Source organism: Pseudomonas guariconensis (genome assembly GCF_024127895.1).
GTDB lineage: Bacteria > Pseudomonadota > Gammaproteobacteria > Pseudomonadales > Pseudomonadaceae > Aquipseudomonas > Aquipseudomonas guariconensis_B.
The window spans coordinates 153,600-180,177 of the sequence record NZ_JAMYBK010000003.1 but is presented as its reverse complement, the minus strand read 5'-3'; the positions used below and the strand labels follow the sequence as shown (position 1 = coordinate 180,177).

General features: G+C 64.8%; 26 protein-coding genes and 1 pseudogene. 8 read left to right on the top strand and 19 right to left on the bottom strand.

The window, feature by feature from the left end; genetic code table 11:
- Positions 1-23: 23 nt before the first annotated feature.
- From NJF35_RS05610 to paaF, 14 genes and pseudogenes are all read right to left on the bottom strand, one after another.
- Positions 24-1,256 (bottom strand): OprD family porin, encoded by a 1,233-nt coding sequence (locus NJF35_RS05610; RefSeq protein ID WP_253090791.1) that lies wholly within the window; start codon positions 1,254-1,256, stop codon positions 24-26.
- Positions 1,257-1,288: 32 nt separating this feature from the next.
- A pseudogene (locus NJF35_RS05605) lies at positions 1,289-2,857 on the bottom strand (cation acetate symporter); the annotation flags it as partial.
- Positions 2,848-3,156 carry a DUF485 domain-containing protein gene (locus tag NJF35_RS05600; protein ID WP_253090790.1) on the bottom strand — a complete coding sequence of 103 codons (309 nt, stop codon included), beginning with the start codon at positions 3,154-3,156 and terminating at the stop codon, positions 2,848-2,850. The pseudogene NJF35_RS05605 and the gene NJF35_RS05600, both read right to left, overlap by 10 nt.
- 106 nt (positions 3,157-3,262) lie before the next feature.
- Positions 3,263-4,339 carry a 1,2-phenylacetyl-CoA epoxidase subunit PaaE gene (gene paaE, locus NJF35_RS05595; RefSeq protein ID WP_253090789.1) on the bottom strand — a complete coding sequence of 359 codons (1,077 nt, stop codon included), beginning with the start codon at positions 4,337-4,339 and terminating at the stop codon, positions 3,263-3,265.
- Positions 4,340-4,354: 15 nt separating this feature from the next.
- Positions 4,355-4,888: a 1,2-phenylacetyl-CoA epoxidase subunit PaaD gene (gene paaD, locus NJF35_RS05590; protein WP_225787810.1), complete on the bottom strand. Its 534-nt coding sequence runs from the start codon at positions 4,886-4,888 to the stop codon at positions 4,355-4,357.
- Entirely contained in the window at positions 4,875-5,633 is a 759-nt protein-coding gene (gene paaC / locus NJF35_RS05585) for a 1,2-phenylacetyl-CoA epoxidase subunit PaaC (protein WP_253090788.1), read from the bottom strand. The genes paaD and paaC overlap by 14 nt, the downstream gene beginning before the upstream one ends.
- 8 nt (positions 5,634-5,641) lie before the next feature.
- Positions 5,642-5,923 carry a 1,2-phenylacetyl-CoA epoxidase subunit PaaB gene (gene paaB / locus NJF35_RS05580; RefSeq protein ID WP_225787808.1) on the bottom strand — a complete coding sequence of 94 codons (282 nt, stop codon included), beginning with the start codon at positions 5,921-5,923 and terminating at the stop codon, positions 5,642-5,644.
- 27 nt (positions 5,924-5,950) lie between these two features.
- Positions 5,951-6,940: a 1,2-phenylacetyl-CoA epoxidase subunit PaaA gene (paaA, locus tag NJF35_RS05575; RefSeq protein ID WP_253090787.1), complete on the bottom strand. Its 990-nt coding sequence runs from the start codon at positions 6,938-6,940 to the stop codon at positions 5,951-5,953.
- Positions 6,941-7,240: 300 nt separating this feature from the next.
- Positions 7,241-8,560 carry a phenylacetate--CoA ligase PaaK gene (gene paaK, locus NJF35_RS05570; protein WP_225787806.1) on the bottom strand — a complete coding sequence of 440 codons (1,320 nt, stop codon included), beginning with the start codon at positions 8,558-8,560 and terminating at the stop codon, positions 7,241-7,243.
- 96 nt (positions 8,561-8,656) lie between these two features.
- Positions 8,657-9,877, bottom strand: coding sequence for a 3-oxoadipyl-CoA thiolase (pcaF, locus tag NJF35_RS05565; RefSeq protein WP_225787805.1), 1,221 nt, complete (start codon positions 9,875-9,877; stop codon positions 8,657-8,659).
- The gene (paaI, locus tag NJF35_RS05560; protein ID WP_225787804.1) at positions 9,870-10,325 is read right to left on the bottom strand and encodes a hydroxyphenylacetyl-CoA thioesterase PaaI; all 456 of its coding nucleotides are present in this window, start codon (positions 10,323-10,325) and stop codon (positions 9,870-9,872) included. Before paaI ends, pcaF begins: the two co-directional genes overlap by 8 nt.
- Complete coding sequence (gene paaH / locus NJF35_RS05555; RefSeq protein WP_225787803.1) at positions 10,318-11,835, bottom strand: 3-hydroxyacyl-CoA dehydrogenase PaaH; 1,518 nt, start codon at positions 11,833-11,835, stop codon at positions 10,318-10,320. Before paaH ends, paaI begins: the two co-directional genes overlap by 8 nt.
- Before the next feature lie 2 nt (positions 11,836-11,837).
- Positions 11,838-12,629, bottom strand: a complete 792-nt coding sequence (gene paaG / locus NJF35_RS05550) for a 2-(1,2-epoxy-1,2-dihydrophenyl)acetyl-CoA isomerase PaaG (protein WP_225787802.1) — start codon at positions 12,627-12,629, stop codon at positions 11,838-11,840.
- Positions 12,630-12,666: 37 nt separating this feature from the next.
- Positions 12,667-13,440, bottom strand: coding sequence for a 2,3-dehydroadipyl-CoA hydratase PaaF (gene paaF, locus NJF35_RS05545; protein ID WP_225787801.1), 774 nt, complete (start codon positions 13,438-13,440; stop codon positions 12,667-12,669).
- 359 nt (positions 13,441-13,799) lie between these two features.
- Between paaF and paaY the strand changes: the two genes are divergently transcribed.
- The 3 genes from paaY (at position 13,800) to NJF35_RS24810 (ending at position 15,597) form a co-directional block, all read left to right on the top strand.
- Positions 13,800-14,399 (top strand): phenylacetic acid degradation protein PaaY, encoded by a 600-nt coding sequence (paaY, locus tag NJF35_RS05540; protein ID WP_225787800.1) that lies wholly within the window; start codon positions 13,800-13,802, stop codon positions 14,397-14,399.
- Positions 14,400-14,476: 77 nt separating this feature from the next.
- Positions 14,477-15,400 (top strand): phenylacetic acid degradation operon negative regulatory protein PaaX, encoded by a 924-nt coding sequence (paaX, locus tag NJF35_RS05535; protein ID WP_225787971.1) that lies wholly within the window; start codon positions 14,477-14,479, stop codon positions 15,398-15,400.
- On the top strand, positions 15,397-15,597 hold the full coding sequence (locus NJF35_RS24810) for an aldehyde dehydrogenase family protein (protein WP_410896922.1): 201 nt from the start codon (positions 15,397-15,399) through the stop codon (positions 15,595-15,597). Before paaX ends, NJF35_RS24810 begins: the two co-directional genes overlap by 4 nt.
- A gap of 80 nt (positions 15,598-15,677) precedes the next feature.
- Here the strand turns inward: NJF35_RS24810 and NJF35_RS05530 are convergent, their stop codons facing one another.
- Entirely contained in the window at positions 15,678-16,586 is a 909-nt protein-coding gene (locus NJF35_RS05530) for a LysR substrate-binding domain-containing protein (protein ID WP_225787799.1), read from the bottom strand.
- Between the two features lie 14 nt (positions 16,587-16,600).
- Between NJF35_RS05530 and NJF35_RS05525 the strand changes: the two genes are divergently transcribed.
- Positions 16,601-17,545 (top strand): serine hydrolase domain-containing protein, encoded by a 945-nt coding sequence (locus NJF35_RS05525; RefSeq protein ID WP_253090786.1) that lies wholly within the window; start codon positions 16,601-16,603, stop codon positions 17,543-17,545.
- Positions 17,546-17,689: 144 nt separating this feature from the next.
- Here the strand turns inward: NJF35_RS05525 and NJF35_RS05520 are convergent, their stop codons facing one another.
- The 4 genes from NJF35_RS05520 to NJF35_RS05505 form a co-directional block, all read right to left on the bottom strand.
- Positions 17,690-18,148 carry a GNAT family N-acetyltransferase gene (locus tag NJF35_RS05520; protein WP_253090785.1) on the bottom strand — a complete coding sequence of 153 codons (459 nt, stop codon included), beginning with the start codon at positions 18,146-18,148 and terminating at the stop codon, positions 17,690-17,692.
- A gap of 159 nt (positions 18,149-18,307) precedes the next feature.
- On the bottom strand, positions 18,308-19,432 hold the full coding sequence (locus NJF35_RS05515; protein ID WP_253090784.1) for an agmatine/peptidylarginine deiminase: 1,125 nt from the start codon (positions 19,430-19,432) through the stop codon (positions 18,308-18,310).
- A 98-nt stretch (positions 19,433-19,530) separates the two neighbouring features.
- The gene (locus tag NJF35_RS05510; RefSeq protein WP_253090783.1) at positions 19,531-20,634 is read right to left on the bottom strand and encodes an extracellular solute-binding protein; all 1,104 of its coding nucleotides are present in this window, start codon (positions 20,632-20,634) and stop codon (positions 19,531-19,533) included.
- A 103-nt stretch (positions 20,635-20,737) separates the two neighbouring features.
- Positions 20,738-21,796, bottom strand: coding sequence for an agmatine/peptidylarginine deiminase (locus NJF35_RS05505; RefSeq protein WP_253080116.1), 1,059 nt, complete (start codon positions 21,794-21,796; stop codon positions 20,738-20,740).
- A gap of 132 nt (positions 21,797-21,928) precedes the next feature.
- Here NJF35_RS05505 and NJF35_RS05500 point away from each other — a divergent pair, with 132 nt between their 5' ends.
- From NJF35_RS05500 to NJF35_RS05485, 4 genes are all read left to right on the top strand, one after another.
- Positions 21,929-22,801: a LysR substrate-binding domain-containing protein gene (locus NJF35_RS05500; protein WP_225787792.1), complete on the top strand. Its 873-nt coding sequence runs from the start codon at positions 21,929-21,931 to the stop codon at positions 22,799-22,801.
- Between the two features lie 267 nt (positions 22,802-23,068).
- Positions 23,069-24,157 (top strand): iron-containing alcohol dehydrogenase PsrA, encoded by a 1,089-nt coding sequence (psrA, locus tag NJF35_RS05495; RefSeq protein ID WP_225787791.1) that lies wholly within the window; start codon positions 23,069-23,071, stop codon positions 24,155-24,157.
- Between the two features lie 111 nt (positions 24,158-24,268).
- Positions 24,269-25,564 carry an MFS transporter gene (locus tag NJF35_RS05490; protein WP_225787790.1) on the top strand — a complete coding sequence of 432 codons (1,296 nt, stop codon included), beginning with the start codon at positions 24,269-24,271 and terminating at the stop codon, positions 25,562-25,564.
- A gap of 64 nt (positions 25,565-25,628) precedes the next feature.
- A complete protein-coding gene (locus NJF35_RS05485; protein ID WP_253090782.1) occupies positions 25,629-26,510 on the top strand; it encodes a LysR substrate-binding domain-containing protein in 882 nt (293 codons plus the stop codon).
- Positions 26,511-26,578 lie beyond the last annotated feature (68 nt).

Here is a 26,578-nt window from a genome sequence, read left to right as displayed (position 1 = left end):
TGTTCTCCTGTTGAAGGGCGCTGTTACCACAGCGCCAGGGTGTAGCCGATGATCAGGCGGTTCTCGTCCACGGCATTGTTCAGGCCATTGCCGGAACGGAAGGTGACGTTGCGCCAGCGCAGGCTGACGTCCTTGAACGGCCCGCTCTGGATGACGTAGGTGATGTCGGTGTCGCGTTCGCGCTCGCGGCCGTTGCCCGAGGTCGGGGTCTGGGCATGGCGGCCGTCGGTGTAGCGGGTCATGAAGCTCAGGCCGGGGATGCCGAGGGCGACGAAGTCGTAGTCGTAGCGCAACTGCCAGGAGTCGATCCCGGCGCGGGTGAAGGTGTTGTAGGTGACCAGGTTGACGGTGTACGGGTCGCCGCCGTTGAGGAATGGGAAGGCACTGTCGCCGGACATCTGCTGCCAGGTGGCGGAGAACTTGTGGGCCCGCACGCCAAAGGTGAACAGGGCGTTGAAGTTACGGTTGTCGATGTTGCCGGCACGCTCGGCGCCGTCGCCACGGCTGTCGAAGTAGCGCAGGTCGGTGCGCAGGCTCACGCCTTCGGCCAGCGGCTGGGTGTGGACCAGGCCCAGGTACTGCTGGCGATAGATCTCGTCGAGCTTGGCGTAGTAGTAGCTCAGGCTGGTCTGCGGGGTGATCGCGTAGCTGCCGCCGGCGAAGTCGAAGTGGTCGCTGCTGGCCGCGCCGTAGCCGATGTCGTCGCGCCCGGAGGAATCGCGCAGGTTGGCCTTGGTCAGGCGCCCGGCGTTGACGGTCAGGCCGTCGAGTTCCTGGCTGCTCAGCAAGCCGCCCTGGAAGGTCGAGGCCAGCAGGCGGGTGTCGTTGTACACCACCACCGGCAGGATCGGCTGCAGGGTGCCCAGGCGCAGGGTGCTCTTCGACACCCGCAGCTTGCCGGTCAGGCCCAGTTCGCTGTAGTCGTCGACCGGTTCATGGCTGTTCGGGCCGAAGGGCAGCAGGCCGGTGTTGCGCCGATCGCGGCTGGCGTCGAGCTTGATGCCCAGCTGGCCGATGGTGTCCACGCCGACGCCAACCGGGCCATCGGTGAAGCCTGACTCGAGGCGTGCGGTGAAACCCTGGCCCCATTCCTCGGCCTTGGCCTGGGGCGCATTGTCCTGGCGGAAGTCGCGGTTGATGTAGTGGTTGCGCATCTCCAGCCGTGCCTGGCTGTCGCCGATGAAATCCGCCATGGCCGGCAGGGGCAGGACGAGGCTGGCCAACCAGGCGGCCGACTTGAAGCGAGTGTGGTTCATTGTTGTTGTACCCGACATTCGATGTTCAAGGATCAGTGCTTGCTGGCGCCGGCGGCGCCGATACCGGTCATGGAGCGGATGAACTGGGCCAGGTAGCGTCCGCGTTCCTGGTTGGCCCGTTCGGAGCCGTCGGTGACCGAGAACGCCCAGGCGCCGAGGAAGGCCAGGGTCATGGAGAACAGCGCCGGGTTGCTGTAGGGGAACAGCGCCTGTTCGTTGTGCAGTACGTTGACCCACACCGCCGGGCCCAGCACCACCAGGACGATCGCCGAGACCAGCCCGGCCATGCTGCCGCAGACCGCGCCACGGGTGGTCAGGCCCTTCCAGAACATCGAGAGCAGCAGCACCGGGAAGTTGACCGAGGCGGCGACGGCCAGTACCAGGCCGGAGAGGAAGGCGATGTTCTGCGACTCGAACACCAGGCCCAGGACGATGGCCAGCACGCCGATTACCAGGGTGGCGATCCGCGATACGCGCATCTCTTCCTGCTCGCTGGCCTGGCCCTTGCGCACCACGCAGGCGTACAGGTCGTGGGAGATCGCCGAGGCGCCGGACAGCGCCAGGCCTGCTACCACCGCCAGGATGGTGGCGAAGGCCACCGCCGAGATGAAACCGAGGAACAGGTTGCCGCCCACGGCCTGGGCCAGGTGCACCGCGACCATGTTGCCGCCGCCGATGATCGCGCCACTGGCGTCGCGGTAGGCCGGCTCGGTGCCGACCATGACGATGGCGCCGAAGCCGATGACGATCAGCAGCAGGTAGAAGTAGCCGATGAAGCCGGTGGCGTAGAACACGCTCTTGCGCGCTTCCTTGGCATCGCTGACGGTGAAGAAACGCATCAGGATGTGCGGCAGGCCGGCGGTACCGAACATCATGCCCAGGCCCAGGGAAATGGCGTCGATCGGGTTCGACAGCAGGGCGCCGGGGGCCATGATCGCCTGGCCCTTGGCATGCACGGCCACGGCGCTTGCGAACATTTGCTCGGTGCTGTAGCCGAAGTGGCGCAGCACCATGAAGGCCATGAAGGTGGTACCCGAGAGCAGCATGACGGCCTTGATGATCTGCACCCAGGTGGTGGCGAGCATGCCGCCGAAGGTGACGTACAGCACCATCAGCACGCCGACCAGGACCACCGCGTAGAGGTAGCTGATACCGAACAGCAGCTCGATCAGCTTGCCAGCGCCGACCATCTGCGCCACCAGGTACATCAGCGCCACGGCCAGGGTGCCGAAGGCCGAGGTCAGGCGTACCGGGGCCTGGGCCAGGCGGTAGGAGACCACGTCGGCGAAGGTGTACTTGCCCAGGTTGCGCAGGCGCTCGGCGATCAGGAACAGGATGATCGGCCAGCCGGCGAGTACGCCCAGGGCATACAGCAGGCCGTCGTAGCCGTTCATGAACATCATGGCCGAGATGCCCAGGAAGGAGGCGGCGCTGATCATGTCGCCGGCGATCGCCAGGCCGTTCTGCATGCCGCTCAGGCCGCCGCCGGCGGTGTAGAAGTCGCTGGCCGAACGGGTGCGCGCCGCGGCCCAGCGGGTCACCAGCAGGGTGAAGCAGACGAACACCATGAACATCGAGATGGCGGTCCAGTTCATTGCGCGCACTCCTGCTTGACCTTTTCGTTGAGCGGGTCGAGGACGTTGTTGGCGCGGTGCACGTAGAGGCCGGTGAGAAGGAAGGACAGCAGCACCATGAGCACGCCGACCAGCATGCCGACGCTGGTCACGCCGCCGGCGAGGGACTGGCCGAGCACGCCGGGGGCGAAGGCCACCAGCAGGACGAAGCCGTAGTAGGCCACCAGCATGGTCAGGGTCAGACTGCCGTTGAGGCGGCGCTTGTGGCGTACCAGGTGCTGGAAGTCGGGGTGGTTGCTGATGCTTTCGATGCGTTCGGGGGTCATGGGAAGCGATCTCTCTGGTGTTGTAATTGTTCTTTCAGGTCACGCGGGTGTTGCGGTGTCGCCGGGGCCCATTCGCGGGCAAGCCCGCGAAGCAGGCGCCCCGGTATCAGAGCTGGTCGAAATCGAGTACCACCTTGTCGCTCACTGGGTAGGTCTGGCACGACAGCACGTACCCGGCTGCTACCTCGTAGTCCTCCAGCGCATGGTTGCTGTCCATCTCCACCTCGCCCTCGACCACCTTGCACTTGCAGGTCGAGCAGACCCCGGCCTTGCACGAGTAGGGCAGCTCGGCACCGATGGCATTGCCGGCCTCGAGGATGTTCTGGGTGTTGCGCGGCAGGTCGAACGTCAGGGCACGGCCATCGCTGATCACGGTGATGTGGCTCAGCGCCGAGTCCACCTGCCGGGCGGCCTCGCGCGCTTCGCGGCGGGCCTGGTTGCCGGTGGCGGCGAACAGCTCGAAATGGATGCGCTCCTTGGCCATGCCGTTGGCCTGCAGGCTCTCGCGCACGGTCTCGGTCATGGCCTGGGGGCCGCAGATGAAGGCAGCGTCCAGGGCGCGTACGTCGAGCCAGCGGGAAAACAGCTGGCCGCACTTGTCGGCGTCGATACGGCCGTTGTAGAGGTCGACGTCCTGTTGCTCGCGGCTGAACACGAAGATCAGGTTCAGGCGGTCGAGGTAGCGGTTCTTCAGGTCCTCGAGCTTGTCGCGAAACAGCGCCCCGGAGCTGGAACGGTTGCCGTAGAGCAGGGTGAAGCGGCTATTGGGCTCGCTGGCCAGGGTGGTGGCGATGATCGACAGGATCGGCGTGATGCCGCTGCCGGCCGCCACGCCCAAGTAGTGGCCGTGGCGCTCCGGGTCCAGCGGCACGAAGAAGCTGCCGCTCGGCGGCATCACTTCCAGTTGCTGGCCCGCCTTGAGCGCATCGTTGGCGAAGGCCGAGAAGCGCCCGCCCGGCACGCGCTTGACGGCCACGCGCAATTCGCCGTCCTGCACCGCGCTGCAGATGGAGTAGGAGCGGCGCACTTCCTCGTCGTCCAACCGGGTGCGCATGACCAGGTACTGGCCCTGGGTGAAACGGAACTGCGCCTGCAGGTGCGCCGGCACGTCGAAGAGGATGGACACCGCGTCGCGGGTCTCGCTGCGCACTTGCTTGATGGTCAGGCTGTGAAACTGGCTCATGGCGTTCTCCACGGCTCAAATGCATTTGAAATAGTCGAAAGGCTCCAGGCACTCGCGGCAGCGGTACAGCGCCTTGCAGGCTGTGGAGCCGAACTGGCTGAGCAGCTCGGTGTGGGCGCTGCCGCACTGCGGGCAGCACACCTGGGGCGGTTGGCCGAGCAGGCTGCGCTTGCTGTGGCTGCCCTCGGGCGGGGCGATGCCATAGGCGCGCAGCCGTTCCCGGCCTTGGGGGCTGATCCAATCGGTGCTCCAGGCCGGGGTCAGGCGGCGTTCCAAGGCTGGCTCGGCGAAACCGGCCTGTTCCAGGGCCTGGCGTATGTCACCTTCGATCACCTCGGTCGCCGGGCAACCGGAGTAGGTCGGTGTCACCACCAGGTGCAGGTGTCCGGCGTGCCAGCCCAGGTCGCGGACGATGCCCAGGTCGACCACGCTGACCACCGGCACTTCCGGGTCCATCACCTGCTCCAGCACCTCCCAGGCCCGGGCCAGGTCGTCGTGCCGGGGCGCCCGGGCGCCGCGGTCGCTGGCGATCAGCTCACCAGGTCGCATCGGGATAGGCCCGCGGCAGGAACTGCATCTCGGCCAACAGCAGGCCCAGGTGCTCGGTGTGCAGACCCTTGCGCCCGTCCAGGTAGAAGTGGCTGGCGGCCTTGGGCAGCGGCAGCTCGACGCTGGCGAAGGTCGCGTTCACCTGCTTTAGCCAGGCGCTCCCGACCTGGGCCGGGTCGGCGGCGATACCGGCTTCGGCCAGGCGCGCTTCGGCATCGCTGCCGGCGACCAGTTCCACGGTGAAGCGCCACAAGGCCGGGATCGCCTCGAGCATGCGCTGGCGGCTTTCCTCGGTACCGCCTCCCAGGCGTTGCACCCATTCGCCGGAACGGCGCAGGTGGTAGGTGACTTCCTTGACCGCCTTGGCAGCGATGCCGGCGATGCGCTCGTCGCTGGAGCGGGCCAGGCCTTCGAGCATCGCCAGGTGCCAGGCGTCGTAGAAGAACTGCTTGGCCATGGTCACGGCGAAGTCGCCGTTGGGCTGCTCGACCAGCAACAGGTTGCGGTACGCCCGCTCGTCCCGGCGAAAAGCCAGGGCGTCGGCATCACGGCCGTCGTCGAGCAGCTCGGCGGCGTATTCCAGCCAGTTGCGCGCCTGGCCCACCAGGTCGAGGCCGACGTTCATCAGCGCCAGTTCTTCTTCCAGGGCCGGTGCCCGGCCACACCACTCGCACAGGCGCTGGCCCTGGACCAGGGCGCTGTCGCCGAGCAGCAGCAGGTATTGGATGAGGTCTTCTCTATGCATGGCTGGCCTCACATGTGTCCGACTTCTTCGGGCAGCTCGTAGAAGCTGGCGTGGCGATAGACCTTGTCGTCCGAGGGGGCGAACAGTGGGTCTTTCTCGTCGGGCGAGGAGGCGGTGATCAGCGCCGAGGGCACCACCCACAGGCTGACGCCCTCGCTGCGGCGGGTGTAGAGCTCGCGGGCGTTCTCGATGGCCATGACGGCATCGGCGGCATGCACGCTGCCCACGTGCTTGTGGTTCAGGCCGTGCTTGCTGCGCACGAAGACTTCATAGAGGGTCCAGACAGACATGTTCGATTCTCCGCATCAATCGCCGCTTCAGGCGGCGTTCTTGTTCTGTTGCTTGCGTGCGTAGGCCACCGCGGCCTCGCGTACCCAGGCGCCGTCTTCGATGGCCTTGCGGCGGGTGGCCACGCGCTCCTGGTTGCAGGGGCCGTTGCCCTTGATGACTTCGTAGAACTCGTCCCACTGGATCTCGCCGAAGTCGTAGTGGCCGCGAGCCTCGTTCCACTTCAGGTGCGGGTCGGGCGCGGTGCAGCCGAGCAGCTCCAGTTGCGGCACGGTCTGGTCGATGAAGCGCTGGCGCAGTTCGTCGTTGGTCTGGCGCTTGATCTTCCAGGCCATGGACTGGGCGCTGTTGGGGGAATGCTCGTCGCTGGGGCCGAACATCATCAGTGCCGGCCACCACAGGCGGTTGATGGCGTCCTGGACCATGTCCTTCTGCGCCTGGGTGCCGTGGCGCATCATGGTCAGCAGCAGTTCGTAGCCCTGGCGCTGGTGGAAGCTCTCTTCCTTGCAGATGCGGATCATGGCGCGGGAGTAGGGGCCGTAGGAGGTGCGCTGCAGCACCACCTGGTTGACGATGGCGGCGCCATCGACCAGCCAACCCACCGCGCCCATGTCGGCCCAGCTCAGGGTCGGGTAGTTGAAGATGCTCGAATACTTGGCCTTGCCGCTGTGCAGCTTGGCGATCTCCTCGTCGCGGACGGCGCCGAGGGTTTCCATGGCGCTGTACAGGTACAGGCCGTGACCGGCCTCGTCCTGGATCTTGGCCATCAATTGCAGCTTGCGCTTGAGGGTCGGGGCACGGGTGACCCAGTTGCCTTCGGGCAGCATGCCGACGATTTCCGAATGAGCGTGTTGGGAGATCTGCCGGATCAGCGTCTGGCGGTAGGCCTCGGGCATCCAGTTCTTGGCTTCGATCTTGATTTCCGCGTCGATCTTCTCCTGGAAGGCGCGCTCCTCGGGCGACATCTCTTCCAGCGACTTGACACGCTTTACACCGGTTTCCACTAGCTGTGCGTACATGTTCCGACTCCTGCCCTGGGGCTGGTTAAGGCATGAGTCATTTATAAGCGATACAAAACATAACATCAAACACATTTTGATGTATCGGATAAGATTTATGTATCGCATTCCTAGGACTGCTTTGCAGCCCATTCGCGGCGGTCCGGCGTCCCGGCAAGCCCACCGCGCATGGCCCGGCAGGCTGCATCATCTACGATCAACTCGGTCCTTGTGGGAGCGGGCTTGCCCGCGAATCGGCCGCAAGGCCTGCGCAAAAAAAAGCCCCGGACCAGGCCGGGGCGTAAAGAGGCAGCCGATGAGTCAGCTGGCCAACCGTTTGTCGTACACGTGGCAGGCCTTGCCCTCCGAGCGCCTGAGGGTGCCGCAGGGCTGCAGCACCACCTGGGTGCTGATGCCGATGTAGGTCTTGATCTGGCGGCTCAGCTCACTGGTCAACTGCTTGCGCTGCGCCTCGTCCAGTACCTGGCATTCACCGCGTAGCTCCACGTGCACCTCGACGCTGTCGAGGTTGCCATTACGATACAGATGAATCTCGTACAGCTCGGAAAATTGTTTGATTTTCAGCACCTGCTCCTCGATCTGCGTCGGGAACACATTGACCCCGCGGATGATCAGCATGTCGTCGCTGCGCCCGGTGATCTTGCCGATGCGCCGCATCGGCCGCGCCGTGCCAGGCAGCAGGCGGGTCAGGTCGCGGGTGCGGTAGCGCACCATCGGCAGGGCTTCCTTGCTCAGCGAGGTGAACACCAGCTCGCCCAGTTGGCCGTCCGGCAACACCTCGCCGGTCACCGGGTCGATGATCTCGGGGTAGAAATGGTCTTCCCAGATGGTCGGGCCATCCTTGGTCTCGAGGCACTCCATGGCCACGCCAGGCCCCATGATTTCCGACAGGCCGTAGATGTCCAGGGCGTCGATCCCCAGGCGCTGCTCGATGGAGCGGCGCAGTTCGTCGGTCCAGGGCTCGGCACCGAAGATGCCCAGGCGCAGCTTGAGGTCGTGCGGATCGATGCCCTGGCGTTCGATCTCGTCGGCCAGGTTGAGCATGTATGACGGCGTGACCATGATGATGTCGGGCTGGAAGTCACGGATCAGTTGCACCTGCTTCTCGGTCTGGCCGCCGGACATGGGGATCACCGTGCACCCCAGGCGTTCGGCGCCGTAGTGGGCGCCCAGGCCGCCGGTGAACAGGCCGTAGCCATAGGAGACATGCACCTTGTCGCCCTTGCGCCCGCCGGCGGCACGGATCGAACGGGCGACCACGTTGGCCCAGGTGTCGATGTCGTTCTGGGTGTAGCCGACCACCGTCGGCTTGCCGGTGGTGCCGCTGGAGGCGTGCAGGCGCACGACCTGCTCCTGGGGCACGGCGAACATGCCGTAGGGGTAGTTGTCGCGCAGATCGTTCTTGCCGGTGAAGGGGAATTTCGCCAGGTCGTCGAGCGTCTTCAGGTCGTCGGGGTGGGCGCCGCACGCGTCGAAGCGCTCGCGGTACAGTGGCACATGCGCGTAGGCGTGCTTCAGGCTCCAGCGCAGGCGCTCCAGCTGGTGCTGGCGCAGCGCGTCGAGGCTGGCGGTTTCCATCGGGTCAAGCAGGGCGCGTTCGGCATCGTGGTACATGTTCATGGCTTCACTCGAGTTGTTCTTGTACGCCGCCCAGGGGCGGTGAGTGTCATGGAAGGCAGCATACTGCCCTTGTTGTGTTCGGTCTCAGGCCATTGGTCAGAGGCGCTCCAGGACCAGGGCGATACCCTGGCCGACGCCGATGCACATGGTGCACAGGGCATAGCGCCCGCCACGCTCCTCCAGTTCGTGCAAGGCGGTGGTGACCAGGCGGGCACCGCTCATGCCCAGCGGGTGGCCCAGGGCGATGGCGCCGCCGTTGGGGTTGACGCGTGCATCGTCGTCCGCCAGGCCCAGCTCGCGTAGGACCGCCAGCCCTTGGGCGGCGAACGCTTCGTTGAGCTCGATGACGTCCATGTCGGCCAGCGACAGGCCGGTCAGCGCCAATACCTTGCGCGTCGCCGGTGCCGGGCCGATGCCCATGATCCGTGGCTCGACGCCCGCCACCGCCATGCCGACGATCCGCCCGCGGGCCTTCAGACCATGGCGCCGGGCTGCCGCGCTGCTGGCCAGCAACAGGGCGCAGGCGCCGTCGTTGACCCCCGAGGCATTGCCGGCGGTGACGCTGCCGCCTTCGCGAAACGGCGTGCCCAGGCGCGCCAATTGTTCAAGGGTGGTGTCGCCACGCGGGTGCTCGTCCTGCTCCACGCACCTGGCCGGGCCTTTGCGCTGGGGGATCTGCACCGCCACGATCTCCCGTGCCAGGCGCCCACGGGCCTGGGCCGCAGCGGCCTTCTGCTGGCTGCGCAGGGCGAAGGCGTCCTGGTCCTGGCGCGAGATGCCAAACTGCTCGGCAACGTTCTCGGCGGTCTCGGGCATCGAGTCGATGCCGTACTGCGCTTGCATCCGCGTGTTGACGAAGCGCCAGCCGATGGTGGTGTCGTACAGCTCGGCAGTGCGCCCGAACGCCTGCTCGGCCTTGCCCATGACGAACGGCGCGCGGGACATGGATTCCACGCCGCCGGCCAGCATCAGCCCGGCTTCGCCGCAGCGCAGGGCGCGGGCGGCGCTGCCGATAGCGTCGAGCCCGGAACCGCACAGGCGGTTGAGGGTGGTGCCCGGCACCTCGGTCGGCAGGCCGGCGAGCAGGGCGGCCATGCGGGCCACGTTGCGGTTGTCTTCGCCGGCCTGGTTGGCGCAGCCGAGGATCACGTCGTCGATGGCGCGCCAGTCCAACTCGGGGTGGCGCTCGATCAGGGCCTTGATCGGCACCGCCGCCAGGTCGTCGGCACGCACCGCGCTCAGGGCGCCGCCATAACGGCCGATCGGCGTGCGCACGGCGTCGATGATCAAGGCATCGCAGAGGGTAGGTTCAGTCATCTTGCGTCTCCTGCGCCAGCACCGTGCCGCGCACTTTGTAGGATTTACCGTGGAACAGGGCCACCAGCTCGCCGCGCTGGTTCTCCACCCGCACGTCGTACAGGCCGGTACGGCCCTTGCGGCTGAGTTCGCTGGCAGTGGCGGTCAACTGGTCGTCGCGCAATGCCGGCGCCAGGTAGTCGATGCTGCACCCCAGGGCCACGGTGGCCTCGTCGTATGAATTGCAGGCGAAAGCGAAGGCCGAGTCGGCCAAGGCGAACAGGTAGCCGCCGTGGCAGGTGCCGTGGCCCTGGATCATGTCGGCGCGCACCGGCATGCCCAGGCGGGCACGGCCGGGGCCGATCTCCAGCAGGCGAATGCCCATGGCCTGGGTCGCCTGGTCGCGGGAGAACATGGCATCGGCGCAGGCCTGGGCCAGTTCCTCGGGGGTACGGTGCGGGTCAGCCATGCAGGCGGCCTCCTTCGGCGTGGATGCGACGCAGCAGCAGAGAAGGGCGGTAGCGGGTCTCGCCGTAGCTGTGCTGCAGGTGTTCGAGCACCTTCAGGGTGTAGCCGACGCCGAGCTGATCGGCCCAGGCCAGCGGCCCCTGGGGATAGTTGACCCCGGCGCACATGGCCAGGTCGATGTCGCCCGGCGTGCCGACGCCCTGCAACATGGCGTCGGCGGCCTCGTTGGCCAGGCAGGCCACGGTACGCAGCACCACCAGGCCGGGCAGGTCGGCGACAGCGGTCACCTGCAGGCCCGCCTGGCGTAGCAGGGCCACTGCTTGGTCGCGGGCCTGGGCGGTGGTGTCGGCGGACCAACTGATGGCGATACGCGAGGCGCTGGCGTAGTCCAGGGCCAGGTCGAGCAGCACCAGGTTGCGCAGGCCGTCCTCCCGGGCACGCTGGCTGGCCAGGCGGCCATCGGACAGCGCCAGGGTGGCGTCGCCGACCCGCAGCAGTCCGCTGCCGGCCCGCTCGGTCACACCGATGCCGCTGGCCCGCAGGCGTGGCAGCAGCGCGTGCAAGGGGCCGGGCTGGCCCTCGATCACGCAGCGTTCGACACGGGCCTGGCTGTGCAGCTCGGCTGCCTGCGGGCGTTCGGCACCCGCGGCGTAGTCGTAGAAGCCCTGGCCGCTCTTGCGGCCGAGGCGTCCGGCGTCGACCAGCTCCTTTTGCACCAGCGAAGGCTGGAAGCGGAAATCGCCGTGGAAAGCATCGAAGACCGAGCAGGTGACGGCATAGTTGACGTCGTGGCCGATCAGGTCGGTGAGCTCGAAGGCGCCCATGCGAAAACCACCGGCCTCGCGCAACAGAGCGTCGAGGCTGGCGCAGTCGGCGGCACCTTCCTGCAGCAGGCGCAGGCTTTCGGCGTAGAACGGCCGCGCCACGCGGTTGACGATGAACCCGGGCGTGGAGCGGGTATGCACGGGCTGCTTACCCCAGGCCTTGGCCGTGTCGTACAGGGTGGCGGCCAGGGTCGGGTCGGTGGCCAGGCCCGAGACGATCTCCACCAGGGCCATCAAGGGGGCGGGGTTGAAGAAGTGCATGCCGATCACCCGCTGGGGCCGGCGCAGGCCGGCGGCCAGGCTGGTGATCGACAACGACGAGGTATTGCTGGCCAGGATGCAATCTACGGTGCACAGCGCTTCGAGCTGGCGCAACAGGTCCTGCTTGACCTGCAGGTTCTCGACGATCGCCTCGATCACCAGGTGTGCCTCGCCCAGTGCATTGAGGGTTTCGACCGGCTGCAGGCGGGCCGTGATCGCCTCGCGCGCGCTGGCATCGAGCCGGCCTTTTTCCACCAGGCGGCCGAGCTGGCGATCGATGCCTTGCACGGCTTGGCTCGCGGCGCCGGGGCGATTGTCATACAGCATGACCGGGTGACCGGCCTGGGCAGCGACCTGGGCGATGCCGGCACCCATGGCGCCGGCGCCGATCACGGCCACCTGGGCATTGCTCGGGAGGGCGGCCATGGTCAGCACCCCTTGAACGCGGGGGCGCGTTTGTCCATGAAGGCGCTGACGCCTTCGCGGTAGTCTGCGCTGCGCCCGGCCAGGCGTTGCAGGTCGCGCTCCAACTCCAGCTGTTCGTCGAAACGGTTATCGAAGCTGGCATTGAGGCCACGTTTGATGAGTGCCAGGCCGTAGGTCGGTTGGGTCGCCAGGTGGCGTGCGAGCTTGAGTGCCTCGTCGCGCAGGTCGGTATCGTCCACCACGCGGTGGATCAGCCCCCATTGCTCGGCCTGCTCGGCGCTCAAGCGCTCGCCGAGCATGGCCAGGGCCTTGGCCCGTGCCATACCGACCAGCCGTGGCAATAACCAGGTGCCGCCGGAGTCCGGGACCAGGCCGATCTTGCAGAATGCCTGGATGAAGCTGGCCGAACGCGCGGCAAGCACCAGGTCGCAGGCCAGCGGGAGGTTCGCCCCGGCGCCGGCGGCCACGCCGTTGACCGCGCAGATTACCGGCAGCGGCAGGTCGCGCAGGGTGCGCACCAGGGGGTTGTAGAACCGTTCGATGGACTCGCCCAGGTCGGGCATCTGCGCACCGGGTGCCACGTTGCGGTCGGACAGGTCCTGGCCGGCGCAGAAGCCACGGCCTTCGCCGGTCAGCAGCAGGACCCGGGCCTGTTCGCTCTGGCGTACCTGCTTGAGCGCCTCGCGCACCTCCAGGTGCATCTGGGTATTGAAGCTGTTCAGCTGCTCCGGCCGATTCAGCGAGAGGAGGGCGACGCCGTCCTCGATGGAAAACAGGATGTGCTCGAAAGTCATGACAGACTCGCTCCGTCAGTCGGTGGGAATAGGTGGATCAATGCCCCTGGAAGTGGGCCGGGCGTTTTTCCTGAAAGGCGCGAATGCCTTCGTCGCGGTCGGCGGTGCCGGCCAGCAGGGTGAAGGCGTGGCGTTCGAAGCGCAGGCCCGTGGCCAGGTCGGTGTCCTGGGCCTTGAGCAGGGCCTCCTTGGCCAGGCGCACCGCCAGTGGCGCCTGGCGGGCGATGGCGCGGGCCACCTGCAGGGCGCGCTCGACCGCCAGTTCCGGCTGGGTGACCTCGCTGACCAGGCCGGCCTGCAGGGCATGGCGGGCGGTGATGGCCTCGCCGCCAAGCACCATCTGCATGGCCAGCGGCTTGCCGACCGCGCGCAGCAGGCGTTGGGTGCCGCCGGCACCGGGGATGATGCCGAGGTTGATCTCGGGTTGGCCGAAGCGGGCATCCTCGCCGGCGATGACGATGTCGGCGCACATGACCAGCTCGCAGCCGCCGCCGAGGGCGAAGCCGTTCACGGCGGCGACCAGGGGTTTGGGAAACGCGGCGATGCGCTGCCAGTGGGCCACGCGGGGGTCGTTGAGGATGCCGACCAGGTCACGCTCGGCCATCTCGCGGATATCTGCGCCGGCGGCGAAGGCCTTGCGGCTGCCAGTGAGCACCACGGCGCGAGTCTCGGCGTCGCGCTCGGCCTCGTCCAACGCTGTCGCGAGTTCGGCCAGCAGCTCGGTGCAGAGGGCGTTGAGAGCTTCCGGCCGTTGCAAGGTGATGAGGCGGACGCCGTCCTCGGGCGCCTGTACAACGAGGTAACGAGGCATGCTGGGTTCCTCAGGTTGCACGCACGGCACTGTCATGGCCGGCATTTCTTGGAATTGTCTGCAGGGGCAGGGGGCTTGGTGCCGGTCATGCCCAGGTGCGATCCAGTATATGCCTATTGCGATACAAAACATCAACATCAAAATTGTATTTATGTGTCTATTCTGTTTATTTGCCTGAGGTTTTTCTGCTGAAAAACTACCTATTTTTTGTATTTTCGTGGGTTTTTCCTGCTTTATTATTCATTTTTTGGAGTATTTTCTAGTCCCCAAGAAAGCGATACAGAATGATTGGCAGTTGACGATCGTGATCATCGTGATACATGATTTGCTCAGTTCCTGAATCACTTTGGAGATGCGACATGCCCTGCTACCGCCTGGACGGCCTGACTCCTGTGGTCCACCCAAGCGCCTACGTGCATCCGAGCGCGGTACTGATTGGCGACGTGATCGTCGGTCCTCGCTGCTATGTAGGGCCGCTGGCCTCCTTGCGCGGAGATTTCGGGCGCATCGTCCTGGAAGCGGGTGCGAACCTTCAGGACACGTGCGTGATGCACGGCTTCCCGGGTGGTGACACGGTGGTCGAGCGCAACGGCCATGTCGGCCATGGGGCGGTCCTGCATGGTTGCCGGGTGGGCGAGGATGCCCTGGTCGGCATGAATGCCGTGGTCATGGATGGCGCGCACATCGCGCCACGCTGCATCGTCGCGGCCACGGCGTTCGTCAAGGCGGGTTTCATGTGTGCCGAGCAAAGCCTGGTGGTCGGATCGCCCGCCGTGGTCAAACGCCCACTCACGGAGCAGGAGGTCGCCTGGAAGCAACGCGGCACGGCCGAGTACCAGGCCCTGGCCCAACGCTGCATGACGGCGCTGGTGGAATGCCCGCCGCTGGCCGAGGTCGAACCGGCGCGCCCGCGCATGGGCGACTCGGGCTTCAGGCCCAAGGGGGAGGCGGGTGCATGAATGTCGCACTGCGCCGCAATGGCCAGGCCGCCCGGCGTACAGGTATAGTCGGGGCTTTGTCCGCTTCCAGTGCCGTCATGAGCAGCCTTGCACCCTTGAACAACCTGATCACCCGTTTCCAGGAGCAGACGCCGATCCGCGCCAGCTCGCTGATCATCACCCTGTACGGCGATGCCATCGAGCCCCATGGCGGTACCGTCTGGCTGGGCAGCCTGATCAACCTGCTCGAGCCGATCGGTATCAACGAGCGGCTGATCCGTACCTCGATCTTCCGCCTGACCAAGGAAGGCTGGCTGACCGCCGAGAAGGTCGGGCGGCGCAGCTACTACAGCCTGACCGGTACCGGCCGCCGGCGCTTCGAGAAGGCCTTCAAGCGGGTCTACAGCGCCAGCTTGCCGGCCTGGGACGGGGCCTGGACGCTGGTCCTGCTGTCGCAGCTGGATGCCGCCCGGCGCAAGGCGGTACGCGAAGAGCTGGAGTGGCAGGGCTTTGGCGTCATCGCTCCGAACGTGCTGGGCTGTCCACGCGCCGATCGCGCGGATCTTGCCGCCACCCTGCGCGAGCTGGATGCCAGCGACGACAGCATCATCTTCGAGACCCATGCCCAGGAAGTGCTGGCCTCCAAGGCCATGCGCGCCCAGGTTCGCGAAAGCTGGCGGATCGAGGAGCTGGGGCAGCACTACAGCGAGTTCATCCGCCTGTTCCGCCCGTTGTGGCAGGCCATGAAGGAACAGGAGGCGCCGAGCGCCCAGGACTGTTTCCTGGCCCGGACCTTGTTGATCCATGAATATCGCAAGTTGCTGCTGCGCGATCCACAACTGCCGGAGGAACTGCTGCCCGGTGATTGGGAGGGCAGGGCCGCGCGGCAGTTGTGTCGCAACCTTTACCGGCTGGTGTATGCCGGGGCCGAGGCCCTGTTGGGCGAGGCGCTGGAGACGGCGGATGGGCCATTGCCCGATGCCAGTGAGAGCTTCTATCGGCGGTTTGGTGGGTTGGCCTGAGCCAGCGGTTATGGTCAGCGCCACCCCATGTCGTCGACAGCGAAGAGGAGGGGATCGAGCTGGCCAACGCCGCCCCGTTCGGCCTGAGCGGCTACCTCTTCGACACTGATACCCAGCACGCCAGGCAGGTCACGGCACGTATCGATTCGGCCACGGTGTACATCAACGAGTTGATCAAGGTCGCCGAGGTTTCCTGACTCATAAAAAATAACTCGACTAAATATTCATTTAGTCGAGTTATCAATAATTTTTATAAAAAAGAAGCAGGGCGGTCACTTTAGGGGAGAGCGGCTGCCGGTTCAACCCTGGCTCCTGGAAATGCCTCCCACAGGCTTCGCCCCAGCCACTCCATGAACCACAGCGCGTCGGCGCTGAGCTGTTGCTGTGCAGGTATCAGCAACTGGTAACTCTCCAACGGCACCGCCTGTTCGACGCAGCGTACCAGTGCGCCGTCCTGCAGCTCGCGAGCGACCAGCACCTCGGTGGCCAAGGCGATGCCGTGGCCGCGCTGGGCCAGATTGAGGGCAATGTCGTTGCTCATGTGCGACGTGTCGGCCTTGACCCGAAGGCGCAGCCCGTTGGCCGCGAACCAACTGTTCCACCAGGTGCCATCGTCGACGTGGATCAATCTGCAGGCTGGCAGGTTTTCCGCAGCCAGATCCGAAGGCAAGCGCGCCAGGTAGCCTGGCGAGCAGACCGGGAACACTTCAGGGCGGATGAGCACCTCACGCACGCCCGATAGCTCGCCCGGCAAGCCGTAGGCGATGCCCAGGTCGGCCTGGCGGGCATCCACGGCGGTGAAGGTGGCGTTGGGTTCGATGGCGATCTTCAGGTCGGGCCGCAGGCTACGCAAGGTCTCGATGCGCGGTGTCAGCCAACGCGAGGCGAAGGCCGGTACGCAGAGGATACGCAGCCAGCGTTCATTGTTCCGCTGTGCCAGGCGCATGCCGGCGTCGGCGAGGATCTGCAGCGCCTCGGACGCGGCCTTGTAGTAATGCGCGCCTTGCAGGGTCAGGGTCACGCCGCGCGGGGTGCGCTCGAGCAGGCGCAGGCCGAGCCAGTTCTCGAGGTTCTTCACATGTCGTCCGATCGCCGGTTGAGTGACATGCAGCGCCTGGGATGCCGCCACGTAGCTGCCCAGTCGCGCCGCGGCCTCGAAGGCACGGACGGCATTGAGCGGAGGCACAGGACACGCGGGTGGTGGGCTTTCGCAATACCTACCGGCTGTACGAGGGCGATGTCTTCGCCGCTCGTGGAGGCACGCCATATCCGTTGCCCGAGGCCAGCCCCACATTGCGCGATGTCCAGTACAGCCTCGACGGCAAACGGCATCACCTGGCGGACTACCTGGCCAACCAGAGCGTGGCGGGGTTGCTGGTGCTCAAGGACGGCAAGATCGCCTACGAATACTATGGCAAGGGCAACACGGCGCAGACCCTGTGGACCTCACGCTCGGTGGCCAAATCGGTGGTCAGCGTACTGATCGGCGTGGCTATCAAGGAAGGAAAGATCCACTCGGTGGACGACAAGATCAGCCTGTATGTCCCGGAACTCAGGGGGTCCCAGTGGCAGGACGTGACCTTGCAGCAACTCCTGCAACATACCTCAGGCGTGGAATGGGACGAGAACTACGCTTCGAAAGACTCGGATTTCTCCCACATGACCCAGTGCGAGGCCAGGCCTGATCCTTATGACTGCGTGCTGAACCTGGTCCGCTCGGTCAAGCGCAAGCCCGGGGTGAAACCGGGTGACGTCTGGTCCTATAACACCGGAGGTGCCTGGTTGGTGGGCCGTGTGCTGGAAAACGCCACAGGCATGACCATCGCCAAATACCTGGAGAGCCGCATCTGGAGCCGCTACGGCATGCAACAGGATGGCGTCTGGCATGCGCTGGTCCCGGGCAAGGTGGACATGGGCGGCCACGGCTTCAATGCCACGCTGCGCGACTGGGGTCGTTTCGGTCAATTCGTGCTCGACGGTGGCCAACGGCCTGACGGCGAGAAACTGTTGCCGGACGACTGGATCGCAAGCTCCACGCACTGGACCCAGGCCAAGGGCTCGGTAACCGCTGCGGCGCCCAACGGCCAGTATGGAAGAACGCTGAGACACCGAGCTCGCTGTATGACGAGCAGGCGGTGTTCGTGAATGCGGTGAGCCAGGCATTGGGTCAGTAGCAAGGACTGGTGGTGTGGCTTCGGTTGTTGTTAACCGGAGCCAGCGGCTTATATGAGCATTCGCATAATGTATATTATGTTAAATTACATAATCGCTGATATGAGCAGTCGCCAGTCACTTACCCCCAAGCCGTTTCTCCATAATGATGGTGCGCTCAGCCTCATGAAACTCGTCGCGGATTTTCTGATAACCCAACGCTGCGTAGAACTTCTCCGCTGTAATCGACGACGGCACCCGCAAAACGCCAACGCCAGCACTGGCAGCATCAGCATGAATGACATCCATCAGCCGTCGACCGATACCACCACCCTGGTACGCAGGATCAACGAAAACACTTCTAACTACTTCCCCGTCGAGGCTTGCCGTACCGGTAATATTCTCGCCTAGCAAAGCGACGAAAACCTTGCGCTTATCGAGCAGTACGCTGATGGCTTCTGGAGCGAAACTACGCTCAACTTCAGCGATAACGTCAGGTGAATAATCCTGTGAATTCGACTCGCGCAGAGCGCTGACCACTACACGGCTGATCGCTTCTATATCTTCGCTGGTTGCTGGGCGAACCTGACACTTCATGATGGGAACCCCAATCCTTGACGATCACAGCGTAGCCCACCGCAAGCGGATCTTCCTTTCACGTACTGCCCGGGTCGGCCTTCGAAGTTGAAGCCCCCTACCCGCTCACCTGGGAAGTTGAACGTTTGCCTGGAGAGGGCCCGCTGGAGCAAGCAGCATCTAAAAACGCGGCATATTCTTGGTGACACAGTGAATCCCACCCCCACCCGCGGCAATCGGGTCGATATTCACCTGTTCCACCACCCGTCCCGGATAGAGTTTGCTCAACAGCTCCTTGCAATACTTATCCGCCTGCGTATCACCGAACTGGGGAGCGATCACCGCGTCATTGATCAGCAGGAAGTTGATATAGCCCGGCGCGAAATCCGGATTGTTCTTGGTGTACTGGTTGCGGCGTATCGCCAAGGGTGGCGGCAAGGTATGCACCACCAGCTTGCGCCCATCAGCGTCGGTGGCTGCATTGAGGATATCCAGGTGCTTTCGGGTCACCGCGTAGTCATAGGACTCCGGGTCGTTGTCCAGGTTGGCGATCACTACCCCAGGCTTGACGAAGCGTGCATAGAAATCGACATGCGCGTCAGTGATGTCCTGGTCCTTGATCCCCGGCAGCCAGATGATCTTGCGCAGCCCAAGTTTGGCCTTCAGCTCGGCCTCGATCTGCGCCCTGCTCATGCCAGGGTTGCGGTTGTCGTTGACCCAGCAGCTCTCGGTCATGATCGCGGTGCCATGACCATCGACCTCGATGCCTCCGCCCTCGCCGACAAGTTGGCTGCCGATGTAGGTCGCCTCGGTTTCATCGCTCAGGGTGTCGGCCACACGGGTGTCATTGGCCGACGTCTGTTTGTCGCCCCAACCGTTGAAGTTGAAATCCACCAGGCCCAGCCCACCTGAGCCATCGACCACGAAACAACCGCCGTAGTCACGTATCCAGACGTCATCCAGAGGCATGGTCAGATACTGGATATTGCGGGTGCCGCACTTGCTTTTGGCCAATGACAACAGGGACGGCCGACAGAGCACGGTCACTGGCTGATACTTGGCGATGGTCTTGGCCAACATGGCGATGGTGTTGTTCACCGCGTCTTCCCAGCCTTCCCATACCCGTGAAGAGGCCGCAAAGGCGAGGAATACGCGTTCCTGCGGTGCATGCTCATCGGGCATGTACCAATTACTGGCTGTCGCGGCACGCACCCGCGGAGCGCTCAGGCCAAGGCCCATGGATGCGACGACACCCAGGCCGGCGGCAGCTGTCAGTTGTTTCATGAAATCACGACGTGTAGGCATGTTGTTGCACTCTCATCTGCTGGTGATTGGCCGCTTGCACTCGGCCATGCCGTCCCTGGCATGGCACTGCCGCAGCGGTGTTACGAGCGACCGGCGGTTCAGTCGACCTTCACTGTCTTGAAGGTGGTCCAGGCACGCATGCGTGCCCGCATGTCGCGCTGTGGGATGTCCCTGCCGGGAATCAGCCGCTCATAGGTGGCCTCATCGACGTAGATATCCGGGTTGTTGCGCATGTCGGCCGCCACCATCGGCCTGGCCTTGGCGCTGGAGGTGGGATAGCCGGTGAAGTTGCTGATCGCAGCCATGTTCTCCGGGCGCATGACGAAGTTGATGAAGGCATAGGCGTAATCCGGACGCTGGGCGTCGACCGGGATGGCCATGGTATCCATCCACACCGTGGTGCCCTCCTTCGGGATGTGGTATTGGAAGCGCACCTTTTTGCCGGCTTCGTCCGCAGCACGCTGGGCTTGGGTCATGTCGCCGCTGTAGCCCAGGGACAGGCAGATATCGCCATTCACCAGTTGGGTGACCGGCTGCGACTGGAACTTACGGATGTATGGCTTGATGCGCTTGAGCAGCGTCGTCGCCTCGGCCAGCTCCGCCGGTTTGGCACTGCGCGGGTCGTGGCCTAAGTAGTTGAGCACCACGGCCAGCACCTCGTCGGGCGAGTCGATGATGGAGATGCCGCAATCGGCGAACTTCGCCGCCAGCTCGGGCTTGAAGATCAGGTCCAGGCTGTCGACCGGGGCATTGGCCATGCGTTGCTCGATCATCGCCTGATTGGCGGTCACGCCGATGGTGCCCCAGGTGTAGGGCACCGTCGCGTCCCGTGAGTGAGGATACTTGGCATGCAAGGTGCGCAGCCCAGGCTCGATGTCGTCCAGATGCTCGAGCCTGCCCGGGTCCAGCTTCTGCAGGGCGCCGGCGCGCATCAGCCGCTCAGCCACGGTGTCGCCGGGGAAAATGAGGTCGTAGCCGCTATGGCCGGACATCATCTTGGCCTCCAGCGTCTCACTGCCGTCCATGACGTCATAGATCACTTGGATGCCAGTCTCTTTGGTGAAGCTGGCGATGGTGTCCTCGGCGAAATAGTCCGCCCAGTTGTACAGGCGCAAGGTCTTCTGTTCAGCGTTGGCCGACAATACGGCACAACTCAGGGCCAGGCTCAATGAGCCGATCAGCAACTTGTTCAGCGCATTCATTTTCAGACTCCAGGCGTTTGCCAGTGCAATTGCTCGGCCTGGTCGAGATTCTGCTTGAGGTCCCAGCCGCACGCGAACTGGGTCGTAGCGACGGTCAGCTTGCTCATTGCCCTACCCCTTTCAGCGGCCAGGCCGGTTGCTGTTGAGTAATGCAGTGCACGCCACCGCCGCCATGGGCCAGCTCGTTGATCCGTACCGGCACCACTTCGCGGCCAGGGAAGGCCATGCGCAGCGTGGCAGCCGCCTCGTCGTCGGCAGCAATGCCATAGGCCGGCATGATGATGGCGCCATTGCAGATGTAGAAGTTGGTGTAGGAGGCGCAGAACACCTCGGCCTCGGTGTCTACCGCCTCGCTGGCCTCGAACAGCTCGAGCATCTCGAAGCGGCGGCCCCGGGCATCGGTGGCCAGCTCCAGGGCCCGGCGGTTTTCGCGCACCACTTCGGCGTACACCGAGCCCTGATCTCGGGTGGCATCCACCAACAGAGCACCGGGACGGGCAAAGGCGCACACGCCATCGACATGGCCATCGGTCATGTCGCCGGTGACGTAGTCAGGATCGCCCGGCAGCCAGATGGTCTTCTTCACGCCGAGCAGGCGGCTGAATATCTCTTCCATCTCGGCTTTGCTCATGCCGGGGTTGCGATTGGGGTTGAGCAGCACCGACTCGGTGGTGATCAGGGTGCCCTGGCCATCCACATGGATGGCGCCACCCTCGTTGGTGAGCGGTGTATCGAAGCATTCCAGGCCCAGCGTGTTGAGAATGCGCTGCGCCAAGGTCTCGTCCAGGCCATGCGCCGACTTGCCGCCCCAGGCGTTGAAGCGCCAGTTGACGCCGGCAGTGCCGAGTTGCGGATGACAGACGAAGCTCGGGCCGGAGTCGCGGCACCAACTGTCGTCGATCGCCAGCTCGATCAGTTCGATGTTCGGCCCGCACAGCTCGCGGGCGCGAGCTACCGCAGTGGGATCGACCACCATCTTCACCGGCTCGAAGCGAGCGATGGCGTTGGCCACCCGGGCGAAGTCAACCTGCACCTGGGCCAGCGTCACGCCCCAGCTGGCTTCCCACAGGGCCTGGTTATGGGGAAATGCCATCCAGGTAGCGACATGGGGTACCCATTCGGCGGGCATGAGCCAACCGTTCTGCGAATCGTTGAATTGCATACAAGCGCCTTCAGTTAAGTTTTTCTTTTGGTGGGAATTGCGACTGCGGTAATGATTTGTATGCTAGGTCTGTAAAAACGCGGAAACAAACGATAGATTTTGCGCAATTTTGATTAGGAGAGCTTATCAGGCATGCTCAAACACTGGCCTCCACTGAACGCCCTGCGTGGCTTCGAAGCCGCTGCCCGTCTGGGCAGCTTCCACAAGGCCGCGGAAGAACTCCACCTCACGCAATCGGCCATCAGCCAGCAGATCCGCAGCCTGGAAGGCTTTCTCGAACAGCCCCTGTTCTTGCGCAACGGCCGCAGGGTGGCCCTGACCGATGCGGGTTTCGACCTGCTCAGCACCACCCAGTCGCTGTTGCAGCAACTGGCGGTAGGCATCCGTCGCCTGGACCAGTACCGCAAACCGAACCAACTGGTGGTCAACACCACACCGGCCTTTGCCCGCCATTGGCTGGTACCGCACCTGGCTGACTTCCACCGGCAGCATCCCCAGGTCGATCTCTGGCTACTGACCACCGACGAAACGCCGGACATGGCCACTCAGACCATCGACATCGCGGTGCGCGATGACCTCAGCGCCCAGGCCGAATGCAGTTTTCGTGTACTGCTCGAAGACCGCCTGTATCCGGCCTGTCACCCTGACCTGCTGGACACCCCGGTGGATCGACGCACCACCTTGCATGGCGAACGCGAGATGGATTGGAGCCACTGGCAAGTACAGGGCGGTCGCGACGTCGGTCAGCACAGCCAGGGCCTGAACTTCTCTGACCCGGGCCTGCTGCTGGATGCGGCGGCTCAGGGGCTGGGGATCGCCCTCGTCAGCCAGCTTCTAGCAGCCCCAGCGCGCGAACGTGGGCTACTGGTACCGCTCGATGACCAGCGCGTGCGAGGGCCCAAGTGGGCCTGCCTGGTGCACCGTGACAGCGAGGCGGACCCGCTGAGCAAAAGCTTTTGCGACTGGCTGAGCCGCTCATTGCAGATAAGGGATGCGCTGGAATAAGCGTCCATCGATCCCCCGCGCCCCGCCTCCTACTACGCACGACATGACGGTCTCGTGACTGCGACGGGGCCACAGGATACCCCCGCCCTCACCCCGCAGGACAAGCCTTACCCACATGGAGGTGCTACCTGCACGCCTGCAGACCGTCACGATGCCCTCCCGGCTGTTATCGGTCTAGCCAATACCTACCTGCGATCAATCGATTGGAACGAAAACGACGATGACCTGAGCATGGCCACACGAACACACAACAACAAGGAACCGCCCATGCCTGCTCACTTCCACAACCCGGTCGCCACCGTTTTCGGTGGCGGCAGCCTGGACCGCATCGCCGATCTCTGCGAAGGCAAGGTCGCCCTGGTGACCTTCCCTGAAGCGGCGCAGTTGGGGCTGATCGACCGCGTGCGCGCCCAGCTCGGCGAACGCCTCGTCTACGTGATCGATGACGTGCAGCCCAACCCCGACGTGGCCTGGCTGCGCGACGTGCACGAGCGCTTCTGGCTCGAGGCGGAGGACTGCACCACCGTCTTCGCCCTCGGCGGTGGCAGTGCCATCGATACCGCCAAGGCACTGATCGTCGGCACCGCGTCCGGGCACTTCGATGAGCTGCTCGACCTGCTGGCCACCGGCAAACCCTTCGTCCCGGCCCGGCACAAGACGCTGATCGCCGCGCCGACGACCGCCGGTACCGGCAGCGAAGTGACGCCCTGGGCCACCCTCTGGGACGCGCAGCGGCAAAAGAAGTATTCGCTGCACCTGGACTGCACCTGGCCGCAGGTGGCGCTGATCGACCCAGACCTGATGCTCAGCGTGCCCGTCGGTGTGACCACCTCTACCGGGCTGGACGCACTGTCCCACGCACTGGAATCGATCTGGAACCACAATGCCAACCCGATCTCCGACACCTTCGCCGTCTCTGCCATCGAGGACATCCTCGACTGCCTGCCGCGCCTGCAGCAAGACCTGGGCAACCGCGAACTGCGCTCGCGCATGGCGCTGGCGGCGCTGAAGGCCGGCATGGCCTTTTCCAACACCAAGACCGCCCTGGCCCACTCCATCTCCTACGAGATGACCCTGCGCCACGGGCTACCCCACGGCATCGCCTGCTCCTTCACCCTGCCACTGGTGCTGGGCCTGGCCTGGGGCCACGACGCTGACCGCGACCGCACCCTGCAACGTGTCTTCGGCAGCGATCTGGATAGCGCACAGAAGCGCCTGCGTGAATTCCTCCATCGCCTGGGCGTCAAGACCGAATTCGGCGACTACGGGGTGACTGCCGCCGAAGCCGAGGCGATGATCGACGTTGCCATGCAGGGTGCGCGAGGCCGTAATTTCATCGGCTCGCAAGCCGCCTGAAGCTGTCCTTGACCGGGTGGCCCAGGCGGCCGCCTTTTCCTGTTGCACCGAACAAGAGTGCCGACACGCCGAGCCTTGCGCCGGCGCGAGCGAACAAGAAGGAAAATTGCCATGAACCGCGCACAAACCCTGCCTGGCCTCGACTCCTCCACGTCTCCCTTCCGGGCGGCGCAGTGGCGCATGCTGCTCGCCGCGATGTTCTGCTACCTGTTTTTCTATACCGGCCGCCAGACCTTCGGCTTCGCCATCCCGGGCATCCAGGCCGAGTTCGGCCTGAGCAAGGAAACCCTCGGCTGGGTGTCGAGCGCCATGCTTTGGATGTACGCCATCGGCCAGGCCATCAACGGCAACCTTGCCGACAAGTTCGGCGGCCGACGCATCATGAGCCTGGGCGCAGTGCTGTCCTGCGGCGCCAACTGGGTCACCAGTTTTGCCAGCGGTTTCGCCAGCCTGATCTTGCCCTGGGGCGTCAATGGCTACTTCCAGGCCCTGGGCTGGGCGCCAGGCAGCCGCTTGCTGTCGAACTGGTGGGGCAGCGCCGAGCGTGGCAAGGTCTATGGCTTCTACGTGTTCGCCGCGGGCTGTGCCTCGGTATTGTCGTACGTCACCTCGGTCGTCGTGATCGATGTACTGCACCTGGAATGGCGCTGGATCTTCCGCCTGCCCGTGCTGCTGATGCTCGCTGGCGGCATCGTGTTCTACCTGGTGGCACGGGAGCGTCCGCAGGACATGGGCTTCGAGCCGCTGGCCGACACCGGCGTGGCGAATGCCGAGGATCGTGCCAGCGAGGCCGCTGATGGTCAGGAGGAGTCCTCGCTGCAACGCTACCTGGCGGTGTTGAAGAACCCGCGCCTGCTGGTGGCCGCGCTGTCCCTGGGTTTCCAGAACGCCGCGCGCTATGGGCTGATCGTCTGGGTGCCGGTGCATTTCCTCGGCGCCGACTGGCAGAAAGGCCAGAGCTTCATCGACCCGAAGTGGATCACCATCGCCCTGCCCGTCGGCATGGCCGTCGGCGCGCTGAGCAACGGTTGGGTATCGGACCGTCTGTTCGGCAGCAAACGCTACCACGCGATCGTGCTCTACATGGTCCTCGGCGCACTGACCAGCCTGTGGATGTGGAGCCTGCCGGCCCACAGCAGTATCGGCCTGCTCGCCCTGTTCCTCTGTGGCTTCTTCGTCTATGGCCCGGCTTCCAGTTTCTGGGCGCTGTGCCCGGACTTGGTTGGCGCGCGCCGTGCCGGTACCGCCACCGGGATCATGAACTTCTCGTCCTATCTTTTCGCGGGCCTGGCCGAACCCCTGATCGGTCGCATGTTGGACACGACCGGCAATACTTCACTGATCTTCGTCGTGGTCACCACGGCCTGCGTGTGCAGCGCCCTGGTCGCCCTGTTCGTGCGGCGCTGAGGCACAGCCATGCGGCTGGCTGCCGGCACGCCATTGATCAACGCCCCCTGGTTCGAGAGGCTCCATGTACCAGTACCACAAGTGGTTGCGCTCCTTTCATGCCGTGGCCCGCACCGGCAGCTTCACCCAGGCGGCCGAGCTGCTGAGCATCGGCCAGCCGACCATCAGCGAGCAGGTCGGCGGCCTGGAAAAGCGCTTCTCGGTAGAGCTGTTCCATCGCCGCGGCCGCTTCATCGAGTTGAGCCCTGCCGGGGAGCAACTCTACGCCATCACCCAAGGCCTGTTCGGCCAGGAGGACGAAGCCTTGCAGCTGCTGCAGAGCTTTCAGCAGCGCAAGCAGGGCATGCTGCGCATCGGCGCGGTCTCGCCACCGATCGCCATGAGCCTGACCTATTCGCTGATGCAGCGTTACCCGCACATCGAGCTGGAAACCTCCTTCACCAGCGAGGCCGGCACCTTGGAGCGGCTGTACAACTTCGACATCGACGTGGCGATCCTCGCCCTTTCGGAGTTCGACCAGCGCCTGAGTACGCAGCTGTATCGCACCTGCCCGATCCTCGCGGTGGTGCGCGACGACCATCCCTGGGCGCGGCAGCAGGGCGTCAGCGTGCAGGCGATCGCGCAGCAGCGCGTGGTCCTGCGCGAGCCGGCCTCGCGCACCCGCCAACTGGTAGAGGAAGGTTGTCGGCGCCACGGCGTGGAACTGGATTGCGCGATGCAGTTGAACAGCCGCGAGGCCATCGTCCACGCGGTGGTACACGGTATCGGCGTGGGCTTCGTCTCGGCGGTGGAATACGCCGACAGGCCGGGCACCCGCTCCATCGCCTTTGCCGAGGACCCGTTCCACATCAGCTACTACCTGTGCTGCCTGGGCATCCGCCGCAAGCGGCCGATCATCGCCGAGCTGTTCGACGCCGCCGCCGCAGCGACCGACAGCGACCCTTGATGTCCCCTAGAACCTGCAAGCCTGCCCTATCGTCGGGCAGGCTGCGCTCACCCTGCAATTCCCTTCAT